Source organism: Sphingomonas vulcanisoli, assembly GCF_011761305.1.
Taxonomy (GTDB): domain Bacteria; phylum Pseudomonadota; class Alphaproteobacteria; order Sphingomonadales; family Sphingomonadaceae; genus Sphingomonas_I; species Sphingomonas_I vulcanisoli.
This window is the reverse complement of record NZ_JAAOZC010000004.1, coordinates 240,263-255,050: the sequence shown is the minus strand read 5'-3', so window position 1 is coordinate 255,050 and position 14,788 is coordinate 240,263. Positions and strand designations below refer to the sequence as shown.

13 protein-coding genes are annotated in these 14,788 nt (G+C 65.1%); 9 read left to right on the top strand and 4 right to left on the bottom strand.

What is annotated here, in order from left to right; genetic code table 11:
* Nucleotides 1–82: 82 nt before the first annotated feature.
* The 4 genes from FHS31_RS10045 to FHS31_RS10030 are packed head-to-tail and all read left to right on the top strand — an operon-like array spanning nt 83 to nt 6,279.
* Nucleotides 83–1,219 (top strand): thiolase family protein, encoded by a 1,137-nt coding sequence (locus FHS31_RS10045; protein WP_167073242.1) that lies wholly within the window; start codon nt 83–85, stop codon nt 1,217–1,219.
* Complete coding sequence (locus tag FHS31_RS10040; RefSeq protein ID WP_167073241.1) at nt 1,216–3,537, top strand: 3-hydroxyacyl-CoA dehydrogenase NAD-binding domain-containing protein; 2,322 nt, start codon at nt 1,216–1,218, stop codon at nt 3,535–3,537. The genes FHS31_RS10045 and FHS31_RS10040 overlap by 4 nt, the downstream gene beginning before the upstream one ends.
* Nucleotides 3,538–3,569: 32 nt before the next feature.
* The gene (locus tag FHS31_RS10035) at nt 3,570–5,360 is read left to right on the top strand and encodes an acyl-CoA dehydrogenase C-terminal domain-containing protein (protein WP_167073240.1); all 1,791 of its coding nucleotides are present in this window, start codon (nt 3,570–3,572) and stop codon (nt 5,358–5,360) included.
* A gap of 4 nt (nt 5,361–5,364) precedes the next feature.
* A complete protein-coding gene (locus FHS31_RS10030; protein WP_167073239.1) occupies nt 5,365–6,279 on the top strand; it encodes a nitronate monooxygenase in 915 nt (304 codons plus the stop codon).
* Here FHS31_RS10030 and FHS31_RS10025 read toward each other — a convergent pair.
* Nucleotides 6,265–6,960, bottom strand: coding sequence for an LssY C-terminal domain-containing protein (locus tag FHS31_RS10025; RefSeq protein ID WP_167073238.1), 696 nt, complete (start codon nt 6,958–6,960; stop codon nt 6,265–6,267). The two genes, FHS31_RS10030 and FHS31_RS10025, sit on opposite strands and share 15 nt — an antisense overlap.
* 125 nt (nt 6,961–7,085) lie before the next feature.
* Here FHS31_RS10025 and FHS31_RS10020 point away from each other — a divergent pair, with 125 nt between their 5' ends.
* Both FHS31_RS10020 and FHS31_RS10015 read left to right on the top strand, forming a co-directional pair.
* Nucleotides 7,086–7,445 carry a DUF6481 family protein gene (locus tag FHS31_RS10020; protein WP_167073237.1) on the top strand — a complete coding sequence of 120 codons (360 nt, stop codon included), beginning with the start codon at nt 7,086–7,088 and terminating at the stop codon, nt 7,443–7,445.
* On the top strand, nt 7,442–8,104 hold the full coding sequence (locus FHS31_RS10015; RefSeq protein WP_167073236.1) for a spermidine synthase: 663 nt from the start codon (nt 7,442–7,444) through the stop codon (nt 8,102–8,104). The genes FHS31_RS10020 and FHS31_RS10015 overlap by 4 nt, the downstream gene beginning before the upstream one ends.
* A 7-nt stretch (nt 8,105–8,111) precedes the next feature.
* Here the strand turns inward: FHS31_RS10015 and FHS31_RS10010 are convergent, their stop codons facing one another.
* Together FHS31_RS10010 and FHS31_RS10005 are read right to left on the bottom strand one after the other, a co-directional pair.
* Nucleotides 8,112–9,308, bottom strand: a complete 1,197-nt coding sequence (locus FHS31_RS10010; protein WP_167073235.1) for a spinster family MFS transporter — start codon at nt 9,306–9,308, stop codon at nt 8,112–8,114.
* 83 nt (nt 9,309–9,391) lie between these two features.
* On the bottom strand, nt 9,392–11,773 hold the full coding sequence (locus FHS31_RS10005) for a TonB-dependent receptor (RefSeq protein WP_167073234.1): 2,382 nt from the start codon (nt 11,771–11,773) through the stop codon (nt 9,392–9,394).
* A gap of 113 nt (nt 11,774–11,886) precedes the next feature.
* Here FHS31_RS10005 and FHS31_RS10000 point away from each other — a divergent pair, with 113 nt between their 5' ends.
* Genes FHS31_RS10000 through FHS31_RS09990 form a run of 3 tightly spaced genes read left to right on the top strand, consistent with a single transcriptional unit; the run spans nt 11,887 to nt 13,804 of the window.
* The gene (locus FHS31_RS10000; protein ID WP_341786330.1) at nt 11,887–12,516 is read left to right on the top strand and encodes a TetR/AcrR family transcriptional regulator; all 630 of its coding nucleotides are present in this window, start codon (nt 11,887–11,889) and stop codon (nt 12,514–12,516) included.
* The gene (locus FHS31_RS09995) at nt 12,513–13,367 is read left to right on the top strand and encodes an alpha/beta fold hydrolase (protein ID WP_167073232.1); all 855 of its coding nucleotides are present in this window, start codon (nt 12,513–12,515) and stop codon (nt 13,365–13,367) included. The genes FHS31_RS10000 and FHS31_RS09995 overlap by 4 nt, the downstream gene beginning before the upstream one ends.
* Nucleotides 13,368–13,375: 8 nt before the next feature.
* The gene (locus FHS31_RS09990; protein ID WP_167073231.1) at nt 13,376–13,804 is read left to right on the top strand and encodes a helix-turn-helix domain-containing protein; all 429 of its coding nucleotides are present in this window, start codon (nt 13,376–13,378) and stop codon (nt 13,802–13,804) included.
* 17 nt (nt 13,805–13,821) lie between these two features.
* On the opposite strand, the gene FHS31_RS09985 is transcribed toward FHS31_RS09990, so the two are convergent.
* Entirely contained in the window at nt 13,822–14,385 is a 564-nt protein-coding gene (locus FHS31_RS09985) for a PEPxxWA-CTERM sorting domain-containing protein (protein ID WP_167073230.1), read from the bottom strand.
* Nucleotides 14,386–14,788 lie beyond the last annotated feature (403 nt).

Genomic DNA, 14,788 nt, shown 5'->3' with positions numbered 1-14,788 from the left:
ATTTAGTTGACGTATAGGGAAATCAGCGCACCCTTAGGGACAAGTTCGCCGGGCGTGTCCTGGCTGCAACGGAGAGGAACGAATGCGCGATATCGTCATCGCCGGCTATGCCCGGTCGCCCTTCCACCTGGCCGGAAAGGGTGCGCTGGCGCGCGTCCGGCCCGATGATCTCGCCGCGCAGGTGATTCGCGGATTGGTCGATCGGACGGGAGTCGATGCCGCCGATATCGAGGATATCATCGTCGGCTGCGCCTTCCCGGAAGGCGAGCAGGGGCTCAACGTCGCGCGGCTGATCGGGCTGCTGGCGGATCTGCCGCTGTCGGTCGGCGGCATGACGGTCAACCGCTTCTGCGGCTCCTCGATGAGCGCGATCCATATTGCGATGGGCCAGATCGAGATCGGCGCGGGCGAGGCGTTCATCGCCGCCGGCGTCGAATCGATGAGCCGCGTGCCGATGTCGGGCTTCAACCCGCTGCCCAACCCCGCGCTGGCCGCCAAGAGCGCGGCGTATCTCGGCATGGGTGACACTGCCGAGAATGTCGCAACCAAATATCAGATCACGCGGGTGCAGCAGGAGGCTTTCGCGGTTTCCAGCCAGAAAAAAGCCGCCGCTGCGCGCGAAGGTGGCAAGCTCGTGGATGAGATCGTGCCGATCACTACCAAGGCGGGCACGGTGAGCGAGGATGGCACGCTGCGCCCCGAAACCACCGCCGAGGGACTTGCCGGCCTCAAGCCCGCTTTCGATCAGAACGGCTCGGTTACGGCGGGCACCTCCTCGCCGCTGACCGACGGCGCCAGCGCGGTGCTCGTCACCAGCGAGGACTATGCCCGCGCCCACAACCTTCCGATCCTCGCTCGCATCAAGGCGGTAGCGGTATCGGGCTGCGCGCCGGAGATCATGGGCATCGGCCCGGTCGAGGCGACGCGCAAGGCGCTCAAGCGCGGCGGGGTCGATGTCGGGCAGCTCGATGTCGTCGAACTCAACGAGGCCTTCGCCAGCCAGGCGCTCGCCTGCATGCACGATCTCGGGATCGACGAGAGCAAGGTAAATCTGGACGGCGGCGGCATCGCGATCGGCCATCCGCTCGGCGCCACTGGCGCGCGCATTGTCGGCAAGGCGGCGTCGCTGCTGAAGCGCGAGGGCGGCAAATATGCGATCGCCACCCAGTGCATTGGTGGCGGCCAGGGCATCGCCACTTTGCTGGAGGCGGCCGAGTGAGCGAGCCAATCAAAAAGGTCTGCGTGATCGGCGCGGGCACGATGGGCGCGGGGATCGCCGCGCAGGTCGCCAATGCGGGTGTGCCGGTGCTGCTGCTCGATATCGTCCGGGACGAGCAGGATCGCAGTTCGGTCGCGCGTGGCGCGGTCGAGAAGATGCTCAAGACCGAACCCGCGCCGTTCATGGGCAAGGGTGCGGCCAGGCTGGTGGAGACCGGTAACATCGATGACGATCTCGCCAAGGTCGCCGAGTGCGATTGGATCGTCGAGGCGATCGTCGAGCGGCTCGATCTTAAGCAGGCGCTTTACGCCAAGCTCGAGGCGGTGCGCCGCCCCGGCACCGCGATCTCCTCCAACACCTCGACGATCCCGCTCGCCGACCTCACCGGCGGTCGCTCGGAAGCGTTCACGCGCGATTTCCTCATCACCCATTTCTTCAATCCGCCGCGCTACATGCGGCTGATCGAGATCGTCGCGGGGCCGCAGAGCGATCCGGCGCTGGTGGCGAGCGTCGAGGATTTCGTCGATCGCAAGCTCGGCAAGTCAATCGTCGCGGCCAAGGATTCGCCCGGCTTCATCGCCAATCGCCTCGGCATCTTCTGGATCCAGGCGGCGATGAATGCGGCCTTCGATCAGGGGCTGACGGTGGAGGAGGCGGATGCCATCGGTGGCCGCCCGATGGGCGTGCCCAAGACCGGGGTGTTCGGGCTGGTCGATCTGATCGGCATCGATCTGATGCCGCACCTGATGCAGAGCATGACGCGCACGCTGACCACCGGAGACGCTTATCTGGAGATCGCGCGCGATCACCCTCTCGTCGGTAAGATGATCGAGGGCGGTTACACCGGCCGCAAGGGCAAGGGCGGCTTCTATCGGGTCAACCGCGAGCTCGATAAAAGGCGCGAGGCGATCGATCTGACGACCGGCGACTATCGCGAGATGGCCAAGGCGATCGGGCCGAGCGGTGCCGCCGCCAAGGGCGATATCGGCGCGCTGATCTCCGCTCCTGGCAAGACCGGCGCTTATGCCTGGGCGGTGCTTGGGCCGACGCTTTCCTATGCCGCGAGCCTCGTGCCGCAAGCGGCCGATACGATCGTCGCGATCGATGATGCGATGAAGCTCGGCTACAATTGGAAATGGGGCCCGTTCGAGCTGATCGACAAGATTGGCGCGGCGAGGCTCGCCGAACGCTATCGCGCCGAGGGCAAGGCGGTGCCCGCGCTGATTGAGATGGCAGGTGACCGCAGTTTCTATCGGATCGAGGAGGGCAAGCGCCAATATCTCGGGCTCGATGGCGGTTATCACGATATCGTCCGCCGTGAGGGCATCCTGCTCCTCGAAGACATCAAGCGCACGTCGCAGCCGCTAGTGAAGACCGGATCGGCGGCGCTGTGGGATGTCGGGGATGGCGTCGCTGCGCTCGAATTCACCGGCAAGATGAACGCGCTGGATGGCGAGGTGATGAAGGCCGTCCAGAAGGCGATCCCGATCGTTCAGAAGGGCTTCAAGGCGCTGGTGATCTACAATGAGGGATCGAACTTCTCGGCAGGCGCCAACCTCGGCCTGGCCATGTTCGCGGTGAACATCGCGGCGTGGGGTGAGATCGAGAAACTGGTGGAAGGTGGCCAGAAGGCGCTCAAGGCGCTCAAATATGCCCCCTTCCCGGTGGTTGCGGCGCCGTTCGGGATGGCGCTGGGCGGCGGGTGCGAATTCGTGCTCAACGCCGATGCCGCGCAGGTGCATTCCGAAACCTATATGGGGCTGGTCGAAACCGGCGTCGGGCTGATCCCGGGCTGGGGCGGCTGCGGCGAGATGCTTGATCGCTGGCGGAGCAATCCGGCGCTGCCCAAGGGGCCGATCCCGGCGGTGGCCAAGACGTTCGAGACCGTCTCGGTCGCCACCGTTTCCCGTTCCGCCGCCGAGGCGCGCGAGCATGGCTTCCTCCGCCCCAGCGACGGCATCACGATGAACCGCGATCGCCTGCTCGCCGATGCCAAGGCGCGCGCGCTGGCGATGGTCGAGGGCTATGAGGCGCCCAAGCCGCCAGAGTTCCGCTTGCCGGGGCCGAGCGGCCGCGCCGCGCTGAAGTTGGCGGCGGACGCGATGCACAAGCGCGGGCTGGCCACCGATTACGATCTCGTGGTCGCCGATGATCTGGCCCAGGTTCTGACAGGCGGTGATGCCGATTGGATCGATACCGTTACCGAGGCCGATCTGCTCAAGTTGGAACGCAAGGCTTTCATGGCCCGCATCCACGATCCGCGGACGATGGCCCGGATCGAACAGATGCTGGAAACTGGTAAGCCGCTTCGTAACTAGGATGATGCGCCCGGGCAGGGCTGGAGAATGTGATGCAAGTTTATGAAGCCCCCTTGCGCGATATGCGCTTCGTGCTCCGCGAGTTGCATGCGGACGATGGCTATGGCGATCTGCCGGCGCTGGAGGAGTTCAGCGACGATGTCGTCGATGCCGTGCTCGAAGAGGCCGCGCGGCTGACGCGCGACGTGCTGCTGCCGCTCAACCGCTCCGGCGATGAAGAAGGCTGCACGCTGGAGAACGGCGTCGTCCGCACGCCCAAGGGCTTCAAGGAAGCTTACGAGCAATTCCGCGAAGGCGGCTGGTGCGCGCTGGCGTCCGATCCAAAGTGGGGCGGGCAGGGCCTTCCCGAGCGGATCAACAAGCTGATCGAGGAGATGATCTGCGCGACCAACGTCTCGTTCAGCCTCTATCCGGGCCTCACGCACGGCGCGACCACCGCGCTGGAGGGCCATGGCTCCGAAGACCTCAAGAACGCTTATCTGCCCAAGCTGGTCGAGGGCAGCTGGTCGGGGACGATGTGCCTGACGGAGGCGCATTGCGGCACCGATCTCGGCATGCTCCGCACCCGCGCGGTGCCGCAGGACGACGGCAGCTTCCGGATCACCGGCGCCAAGATCTTCATCTCGGCGGGCGATCATGATCTCACCGAGAATATCATCCACCTCGTCCTCGCCCGCACGCCGGATGCGCCCAAGGGCGTCAAGGGCATCAGCCTGTTCCTCGTCCCCAAATATCTGCCCAACGCCGATGGCGGCGTCGGCCCGTCGAACGGCGTTTTCTGCACTGCGATCGAACATAAGATGGGCATCAAGGCCTCGGCCACCTGCCAGATCAGCTTCGAGGACAGCCAGGGCTGGCTGATCGGCAAGCCCAACAAGGGCATGGAGGCGATGTTCACTATGATGAACACCGAGCGCGTCTCGGTCGGCGTCCAGGGCCTGGGCTTGGCCGAAGCCTCCTATCAGGCGGCGGTCTATTACGCCAAGGATCGCGTCCAGGGCCGTTCGCTCTCGGGCGCCAAGCATCCCGAACAAGCCGCCGATCCGATCATCGTCCACCCCGATGTTCGCCGTATGCTGATGACCGCGCGCGCCTATACCGAGGGCTGTCGCGCACTCGGCGGCTGGGTCAGCCGCGCGTTGGATGCCGAGAAGTTCTCGACCGATCCCGAGGTGCAGAAGCGCGCGGGCGATTTCGTCGCGCTGATGACCCCGGTGGTGAAGGCTTTGTTCACCGATCTCGGCTTCGAGGCGACCAATCTCGGCGTGCAGGTCTATGGCGGCCATGGCTTCATCCGCGAGAGCGGGGTGGAGCAGCATGTCCGCGATTCGCGGATCGCGATGATCTATGAAGGCACCAACGGTATCCAGGCGCTCGATCTGGTCGGCCGCAAACTGCCTGCGCATATGGGCCGCTATCTGCGCTCCTTCTTCCATCCCGTCTCGCAGTTCATCGAGGAGAATGGTGCGAACGCGGAGCTCGCCACGATGATCGAGGGGCTGGGCCAGGCGTTCGGCGCGTTGCAACTGGCGACGGGCATGATCGCCGAGCGCGGCCTCAAGGATCCCGAAGAGGCGGGCGCGGCCTCAGTCGATTATCTCCGCCTGCTGGGGCTGGTGGCGATCGCTTATTGCTTCGCGCGGGCGAGCAAGATCGCGCAGGCCCGGCTGGCCGAAGGGGCGGAGGACGCTGGTTTCTACAAGGCCAAGCTGATCACCGCGCAATTCTTCTTCGATCGCCTGCTGCCGCAAGCCACCACCTGCTTCCTGGCGATCAAGGCGGGCAAGCAATCGATGATGGCGCTCGACGAAGCGGCGTTCTGAGCGCGTGACGCTGCCCGCTGCGTTGGCCGGCAAACTGGCGATCCCCGCGATCGTCGCGCCGATGTTTCTCGTCTCGGGCGTCGATCTGGTCGTGGAATGTTGCCGCGCGGGGCTGCTTGGCACCTTTCCGGCGCTCAACCAGCGGACGACCGAGGGTTTCGTCGAATGGCTGGAGGCGATCGAAGCGCGCGTGCGGGGGCGGCCCTATGGCGTCAACCTGATCGTCCACCGCTCCAATCCGCGTGTCACTGCCGACCTGGAAGAGATCGTCAAGCATCGCGTGCCACTGGTCATCACCTCGCTCGGCGCGGTGCCGGATGTCGTGGCGGCGGTGCATTCCTATGGCGGGCTGGTCTTCCATGACGTGACCACGACGCGCCACGCCGAAAAGGCGGTCGCGGCGGGGGTGGACGGGCTGATCGCCGTCGCCGCCGGCGCGGGCGGCCATGCCGGCACGCTCAGCCCCTTCGCGCTGGTCGCCGAGATCCGCTCCTTCTTCGATGGTGCGCTGGCGCTGGCGGGGGCGATGTCCGAGGGGCGCCATATCGCCGCAGCCGAAATGATGGGCGCCGATTTCGGCTATCTCGGCAGCCTTTTCATTGCCGCCGCGGAAAGCATGGCGAGCGACGCCCAGAAGGCGATGCTGATCGACGCTACCGCCGCCGACATTGTCTATACCGATGCGATCAGCGGCATCTCCGCCAACTTCCTGAAACCAAGCCTCGGCCTGGACGCGAAGCATAGCGGCGCGGTGGACGTCAAAGCCGAAACGAAAGCCTGGCGCGATGCCTGGTCCGCCGGGCACGGCGTCGCGGCAGTGACGGAAGTGCAACCCGCCAAGCTTATCTGCGAACGGCTGATCACGGACTATCACAGCGCGGTCCGCGCTCTCGGCGATCGGTGTTCAGCCTTGGCTTAGCCGATAGTCGGCGATCATTCCGTCGCTGCGATATTTGTCGCCGCCGCCGTTGCGGTGCCAGGCGCCGGGCGAGATGCGTGAGGGCTCGCGGCCGATCTCCCGGCCGCCGCTGGCGACGATCAGCCGGCCGATCGTATCGCGCTCGCCATCGACGTCGGGGCCGATGTGATGGGTGATCTGGAGGGTGAACAGGCTCAGGCCCACACCGCGATCGAAGGTCGCCGCGCCCAGCCACTGATCCGGCCCCACCTGCCAGAAGCGCACATGATGCCGCTTCTCGGCGCTCCGCCCATCGGCCTTTTCGAACGCCAAATCCTGAACGGCATCCTGCACGTAGAGATTGCTGACCGGCGCCTGCGGATAGGGGCGATCCAGCGCGACGCTGCCGCCGATCTTGAGCGCCGACCATAAAGCGACGTTATCGGCGAGATGCCATCCGGCCTGCCGGAACGCGCGGGTGATCGCGTCCCTGCTCCCGAGAAGGTGAAGATTGATCGGATCGGCGGGAATATCCTGTGCCGTGTAGGAGATGATCTGATCGCGCCCGGCGAAATGCTTGCGCTCGTGATGGCTCCAGAGCCGGGGCAGCCCGCCATAAGCGAGCGCGAACCACAGCAGCAGCACGACGATGACGAAGTGGAAAGCGATCGTCACCCAGTGCCACGGCTTCAATCGTCTCAACGCCTCCATGACCATCCTTTAACGCCCATGCGCAAAAGCCGCGACATTCCGCGAGCCAAACACTGCCGTTTCGGGTAGGGGCTCGCGCGGGCGATCAATTTGGATCGTCTTGAAATGGATGACGAATGCCCCCCTTCAAGGAACCGAATTTCAACGAACGTACCGCGGCGGCCCGTGAGGCGAAGCAGCGCGCGCTCGAAAAATTGCGCAACAAGCCTGCGCCCGATCCCGAAATCGTCGCCGCCCGCATCGCCGCCGAGGCCGCGCGTGAGGCCGCCGCGGCCGAGCGCCGTGCCGCCAAGCAGGCGGCGGCGGAAGAGGCCCAGAGGCTCAAGCTGGAAAAGGCAGAGGCTGCCGCAGCCGCTGCTGCTGAAGCCGCCGCTGCGGCCGCAGCCCTTGATCCCCCCAAGCCCGAAATGACTGAGGAAGAGCGGAAAGCCGCGCGCGACGCCCGCTACGCGGCCCGCAAAGCCCGGAAAAAATGATCCCCCTCGAGCTGGTCGATGTGGCGGAGGTGCCGGGAGGGCCACCGCTCCGGCTGGTTCGCCGCGGTGCCGATTTCATGATCCTGCTCGAACGCAACGAGCTGATGAGCACGCGGATGAAGGGATCGGAGGTGGCGCTCGGCGTGGAGACGTGCCGGAGGCTTGGGCCACGCCGCGCGCCGCGCGTGCTGATCGGTGGCTACGGCATGGGGTTCACGCTGCGCGCGGTGCTTGGCGAACTTGGGCCGGATGCGCAGGTTGTCGTCGCTGAACTTGTGCCGGGGATCATCGCCTGGGCGCGGGGGCCGATGGCGGCGCTGGCCGACGGCTGCCTCGATGAACCGCGCGTCGATCTGCGCATCGAGGATGTCGCGGTGGCGATTCGTGCGGGCGATTTCGATGCGATCCTGCTGGACGTCGACAATGGCCCCGATGGGCTGACCCGGCCGGCCAACGAAGGTCTGTATACACCTTCCGGGCTGGCCGCGTTGCGCAAGGCGTTGCGGCCGGGCGGCATCCTCGCGGTCTGGTCGGCGGGGCAGGACGCGGCGTTTACGGCGCGGCTCAAGCAAGGCGGCTTTGCGGTCGACGAGGTGCGCGTACGGGCGCGCGAGAACGGCAAGGGACCGATCCACACCATTTGGTTCGCGGTGCGCTAGCGGCTCTTCAATCGATCCAGTCGCGCCGCAGGTGCCGGGCGGCCAGGGCCATCAGCGCCGCCGCGATCAGATAGAAGCCCAGGGCGATCAGGATCGCGGTGCGCAGCGCCTCCGCTCCGAAGTGCGGGGTGAGCGCATCGGACAGCGCGCCGATCGTCAGCGCGCCGAAGCCGACGCCGATGAGATTGTTGATCAGCAGGAAGCTCGCCGAGGCGGTCGCGCGGAGCGATGCGGGCACCAGATGCTGCGCGGCGGTCAGCACCGGCCCCAGCCAGACATAGGCCAGCGCCTGCGGCAGCAGGAACAGCAGGAAGGCCGCCCATGCGGAATGCGACAGCAGGCCCGCCGCGAACAACGGCACCGCGACGACGAAGGCGATCGCGGGCACCGTGGCGTAAGCGCCCCGATCCCGGCCGCCCAGCCGATCGCCGAGCCATCCGCCCGCCAACACGCCGATCGTTCCGCCGATCAGCAGAAGTAGCCCGAAGAAATGCGAGACCGCGAGCAGCTCCATCCCGAACGAGCGCTTGAGCAGCGAGGGCAGCCAGAAAGCGAGCCCGTAGCCCAGCATCGAGCTGGAGCCCGCGCCGAACGACAGCAGCCAGAAGCTCGGCTTGCGGGCGAGGATGGCGAAGGTGTCCCTGAGCGCGGCCTTCTCCTGCCGTGCTGCCCGCGCCGGCTCGCGGACGAACAGTGCGAATAAGGGCGCGAACAACAGCCCTGCGCCGCCGACGCAGAGGAAGGCCGTTCGCCAGCTGACGGTGGCGGCGATATAGCCGCCGAACAGCACGCCCAGCGCCGAACCCAGCGGGATGCCCAGCGAATAGACGGCAAGCGCGCGGGCGCGGCTGCGGGCCGGAAACACCTCGCCGATCAGCGCATAGGATGGGGCGACGCCCCCGGCCTCGCCGACGCCGACACCCAGCCGCGCGACGAAGAAGAGGCCGAAGCTGCCGGCCAGGCCGCAGATTGCGGTGAACAGGCTCCACACCGCCAGCGATCCGGTGATCACCCAGGTCCGCCGCGTGTGGTCCGCCAGCGCGGCGAGCGGGATGCCGAGCGTGGAATAGAGCAGGGCGAAGGCGAGGCCGCCCAGCATCCCCATTTGCGTATCGCTCAAGCGGAGCTCGGCCTTGATCGGCCCGGCGAGGATGCCGAGGATCTGCCGATCGACGAAGTTGAAGATGTAGACGATCAGCAACATGGCGAGGACGAAGACGCGCCCAGGCGCGCCTCCGCCGCTCGCAGTTCGGCCGGAGTGGGGGGCGCTCCGGCCGGGGGGCAAGATCAGAATTTCGCGGTGAAGGTGCCGAGCACCTGGCGTGGATTGCCGTAGAAGGCGGTGGCGATGCCTTCCTTGCCCAGCGTCGGCGTATAACCGCCGGCCGCGTTCAGGATCGGCACGCCGGCCAGCGTGCTGTTGATATATTGGTAGCCGGATGTCTTGTACTGCCGGTTGGTCAAGTTCTTGCCGTAGACGCCGATCGAATAGCGGCCGTGCCCGAACGCATAAGTGATGTTGGCATCGATCAGCGTGTAGGCCGCCTGATCGAGGAACGGGCTCGCGGTTTCGAACTGGTGCGTCAGGCTGCGGTAGGAGGCCGTGGTGCCCGCGCTGAGCGATGCGCCCTCGGCCATCGGCACGGTGCCCGAAAGCGTTGCCGAAGCCGTCCAGTGCGGCGTGTTCTGGAATTGGCGGACGTTCGAGATATCGGTTCCGGTCGGCCCGATATAGCTGACATATTTGGGATCGATATAGCCGACCGTGCCGGCGGCGTTGATCACCGATCCGCCGCCCGCGAAGCCGCGCGCCAGCACCGCATTGCCTTCGAACTCGACGCCCTTGATGTGCGCCTTGGCGGCGTTGGTGGTGATGCCAATGAAGGTCTGCACGCCGTTGACCACCGCGCCGACCGAGCCCGGAATCTGGACATCGGTATAATCGGCATAGAAGCCATCGAGCGCGAAGGTCAGGCGGTGATCCATCAGCGCGCCTTTCCAGCCGATCTCATAGCTCTTCACGGTCTCGGGCTTGAACAGCAAGTAATTGTAGATGTCCTGATAGGTGCGGCCCGCCGCCGGGTTGCTGATCGGGGCCGAGGCGCCCGAGCCGCGCGGATCGAAACCGCCGCCCTTGAAGCCTTCCGAGAAGGAGGCATAGATCATGTGATCGGGGGTGATCTTGTAGCTCAGCGAAGCGCGGGGCGTGAACTTCTTGAAGTTGGCCTTGCCCAGGAAATTGGTCAGCGGCGCCCCGAAGATCGTGGGGTTGCCGCCGAACTCCTGGGTCGGGCCGCCGAGGTAATTGGCCTTGAAGATCAGCGCCTTGCGTTCATCCCAGGTGTAGCGGCCGCCGAGCGACAGGCTGATCTGCGGCGTGAAATCATAGGTGAAATCGCCGAACACCGAATGCGTCTCGGTGCGCACGTCGCCGCGCGTGTAAGCATCGAGGCCGGGCAGCACCGCGCCGCCGGTGGTATAGAGCAGCACGTCGAAGCCGGTGCGGGCGCGGGCGCCGAGATAATAATAGCCGATCAGCCCGTTGAGCTTGTCGCTCTTGTAGGCGAGCTGGAATTCCTGGCTGGTCTGGTTGTTGATGTAGATCGCGGGCACATCGACATCGGCGGACGGCAGCGCATCGAAATCGATCGGCGTGCGGGATTTGTCGGCGCGATAGGCACTGATGCTCTTCAGCGTGAAATGATCGCTGAGTTCGGCCGAGAACGTCATCGATCCACCGCCGCCCTTGACGCGGGACACGGGAGAATTGAGCCCGGCCTGCGTATCATAGACATTGCTCAGCACCGGGGCGCCCGAGACCAAGCCGGGGATCAGGCGATGGCCGTTGCGGGCGTTCGATTTGTCATCGGTATAATCAGCGGTGAAGCGCGCGAAGAGCCGCCGATCGGGGCTCTGAAACTCCACCGTGCCGCGGCCGGCCCAGATATCCTTGTTGTAATTGTCGATGCCGAGCGTGAGATTCTTGCCGAAGCCATCGCGGGTGAGCCGTGCGCCGGTGAGGCCGATCTTGAACAGATCGCCGACCGGGCTCGATACGCCGACGATTCCGTCCAGCTGGTTATACGATCCATAGGTGCCCTTGAGATTGACCTCGAAATGATCAGGCAGGCGCTTGGTGACGTATTTCACCGCGCCGCCGATCGTGTTGCGGCCGTAGAGCGTGCCCTGCGGCCCGCGCAGCACTTCGATGCGATCGACGTCGTAAATGTCCAACACCGAGGCCTGGGGGCGGTTGAGATAGACATCGTCGAGATAGATACCGACGCCCGCCTCGAAGCCCGGCACCGGATCCTGCTGGCCGACGCCGCGGATGAAGGCGGCCAGCGTGCTGTTGGTGCCGCGCGCATCCTTGAGCGTGGTGTTGGGCGTGACGTTCTGGATATCGGTGAGATCGACCGCGCCGGACTTGGCCAGCTTCTCGCCCGAAAAAGCGGTGACCGCGATCGGCACATTGAGCAGGGTCTCCGAACGGCGCCGCGCGGTGACGACGATATCCTGGCCGCCGCCGTCCGGCGTCCCGTCGGGCGCGACGGTGGTATCGGTCGGCGTGCTCGGCCTAGTATCCTGCGCCGCAACAGGCGCTATCATGGCGCCCATGCTGACCCCGGCGATCGCCAGCGCACGAATCGAGAATGATTTGAGCCCCATCTTACCTCTCCTGTCCCCGAGCGCTCAGCAAGATGCTTGCGCTTCGCTTGCCGCTTCCATAATGAAACCTGAACCGGGTTTCAAATAAGAAAATGCGCCGGAGGGAGATTAAGGTGGCGACAGCGCCGGGCACGCCGGTGGGCGGCAAGACGCCCAAGACCGAACGGGGGCGGCGCACGCTGCGCGCATTGCTCGATGCGGCGGCCGAGGAATTCGGCGACAAGGGCTTCCACGAAGCCTCGATCAGCGGGATCACCGCGCGCGCCGGCACCGCGATCGGCAGCTTCTATACCTATTTCGACAGCAAGGAGGCGATCTTCACCGCTTTGGTCCGCGATCTCTCGGGTCAGGTGCGCGATTTCGTCGGCCCGCGCATCGCCGGCATCGCTAACCATCTCGAAGCCGAACAGGCGAGCCAGCTCGCCTTCCTGCAGTTCGTGCGCCACCATAAGGAAATCTATCGGATCATCGATGAGGCGGAGTTCGTCGATCCGGTCAGCTACCGCGAGCATTACAGCAGCACTGCCGATCGCATCGCGCAGCGGCTGCAGGCGGCGGAAGAGGCGGGTGAGATCAGCGCGGGATCGGCGGAAATCCGCGCCTGGGCCTTGATGGGGATCAATGTCTTCCTTGGGCTTCGCTTCGGGGTGTGGGATGAGGGCAGCGATCCCGCCGAAGTCGCGCGCATCAGCGGCGATCTGATCGCGCACGGATTGGCCAGACGGGAGCCCGGCAAGGCATGACGATTGTAGGAGTTTCGCGCACCTGGGCCTCGGCCGATGGCCTGACTCTTCATGCTTATGAGTATGCCGCCGCCGATGGGCCTGAAAAGCTGCCGGTGATCTGCGTCCACGGCCTCACGCGCAACGGGCGCGATTTCGACGCGCTGGCCCCCTGGATCGCCGCGCGGGGGCGGCGGGTGCTGGCGGTGGACGTGCGGGGGCGGGGGCTCTCGGACCGCGATCCGCAGGCGCGCTATCATCTGCCGGTCTATACCGCCGATCTGCGCGCGATGATGGCTGCGCTGAGGATCGCGCGGGCGCATTTCGTCGGCACATCGATGGGCGGGCTGATCGTGATGGAGCTGGCGGGGGAGGCGCCCGAGCTGATCGCCAGTGCGGTGATCAACGATGTCGGCCCCGAGCTTTCGCCGGTCGGCCTGGCAAGGATCGGCACCTATGTCGGCGGGGCGCCGGTCTTCGGGAGCTGGGACGAAGCCGAAACCTATCTCTGCCGCCTCAACGGCGATGCGTTGCCGCACTATGGCGCGGAGGATTGGGCGCGGATGGCGCGCCGTTTGTTCCGTGAGCAGGAGGGCGGCATCAGCGCCGATTACGATCGCGCGATCGCGGGTGCCTTCGCCACCAGCCCGACGCCGAGCGACCCCTGGATGCTGTGGGACAAGCTCGCCGACGGCCGCCCGATCCTGCTGCTGCGCGGCGCGCTTTCGGATCTGCTGACCGAGGAGGCGGCACAGCGGATGCTGCGTCCGGGTGTGCGCTATACGATCGTGCCCGGGGTCGGCCATGCGCCAATGCTGGACGAGCCCGTGGCGCTGGCCGCGATCGGCGATCATCTCGCCGATCTTCCCTAGGATCACGAATGACCAAGGCATTGCCCGAACAGAGCGCAGACCCGCAGGAACGCGCCATGCTCATGGAGATGCTCGACCAAGCACATGCCATGGTAACGCAGCTGGAGACAGCCCTTTGGCGGTTGAGCGCTCCCGAGGCCCGCGACACCAATCCGGTGCGATATTGGCGAAAGCAGCGCCGGATAAGCCAGACGGAGCTTGCCAAGATGGTCGGGGTCACCTCGGCCGCCATCTGCCGGATCGAACATGCTGAACATTTTGCGGCGCGGCCGGATACGCGCGATCGGATCTGCGCGGCGCTGGATATTCCCGTGGAATGGCTGAACAAGGCGGTGCCGGAAGACTCGCAAACCGTCAGCCAACGGTGCGCCGGTCCGAGCGGCGGAACGCCAAAACGAAAAGGGCGCCCCCCGACAAAGTCGAAGGACGCCCTCTAAGGCACGGGAAGGGACGCTTAGCTGAAGCTGACCAGAGCGTTGCTCCGCTTGCGGCGGAGCGTCGCACCCAGGAGGCCGAAGCCGCCGACCATCATCGCCCACGAAGCCGGCTCTGGCACGGCCGATGCCGGCGGCACCGCCAAGGTGCCGGAGGCGCTGTAGCCCGAGCTGCCGGTCTGATTGAACGATACGGTAAGCGACGTCGGCGTCGCAGTCAGGCCCTGCGTCGGATTCACCGTCGAGCCGAGCAGGTAGAGCGAGAAGCTCTGGGAATTGGCCGCAATCGAATAGGCCTTGGTCAGGACGCTATCGACCGAGAACAGGAAGTTTGCGCCCGCGCCATCCGAGAAGGTGAAGAAGTTGCTCAGCGATTCGTTGAGCGTAGTGCCTTCGGTGGCGCTGAAGGCCAGCGTCCCGGAAAGCGATCCCGTACCGTTCTTGGCGCCCGCAAAGCCGCCAATTCCATTGACCTGAAACGTGCCGTTGGAAAATGTCACGGTCGAAGGATCGACGGTATAGTTCACATCGGGCTGGCCGAGGTCGACGAACGAAACCGTGCCATTGGCGATCTGCGCCGCCATCGCCGGACCCGTGACGCCAACTACTGCGGCAGCAAATAAAGCTGCACGAGCAAAATTTTTCATACACTACCCTACAAATACCCACGAATGCCACAATGGCCCGCGACGGATCCCTAATATACTCTATTAACAACTTAGCAATTAAAATTAAAAATAATTTACGTGATCATCATGGTGGACCAAAATGTGTAACATAGATCAATCAAATTGACTGCTTTTGTGAGGAAGCCACAAAAGCATGCGCAAGTATACAATAAGACTACAATGAATGTAGATATTCATCGCTCGGTTCGTGCAGAGTCCGAAGCGGGTGTTTGCCCATCCAGGCAGATTGGTAGGCGCGGAGCTGCAGGTCGAACCGGATAGCGCCAAGCAGCGAGGGCGTAACTCATCCAAGCTGTTC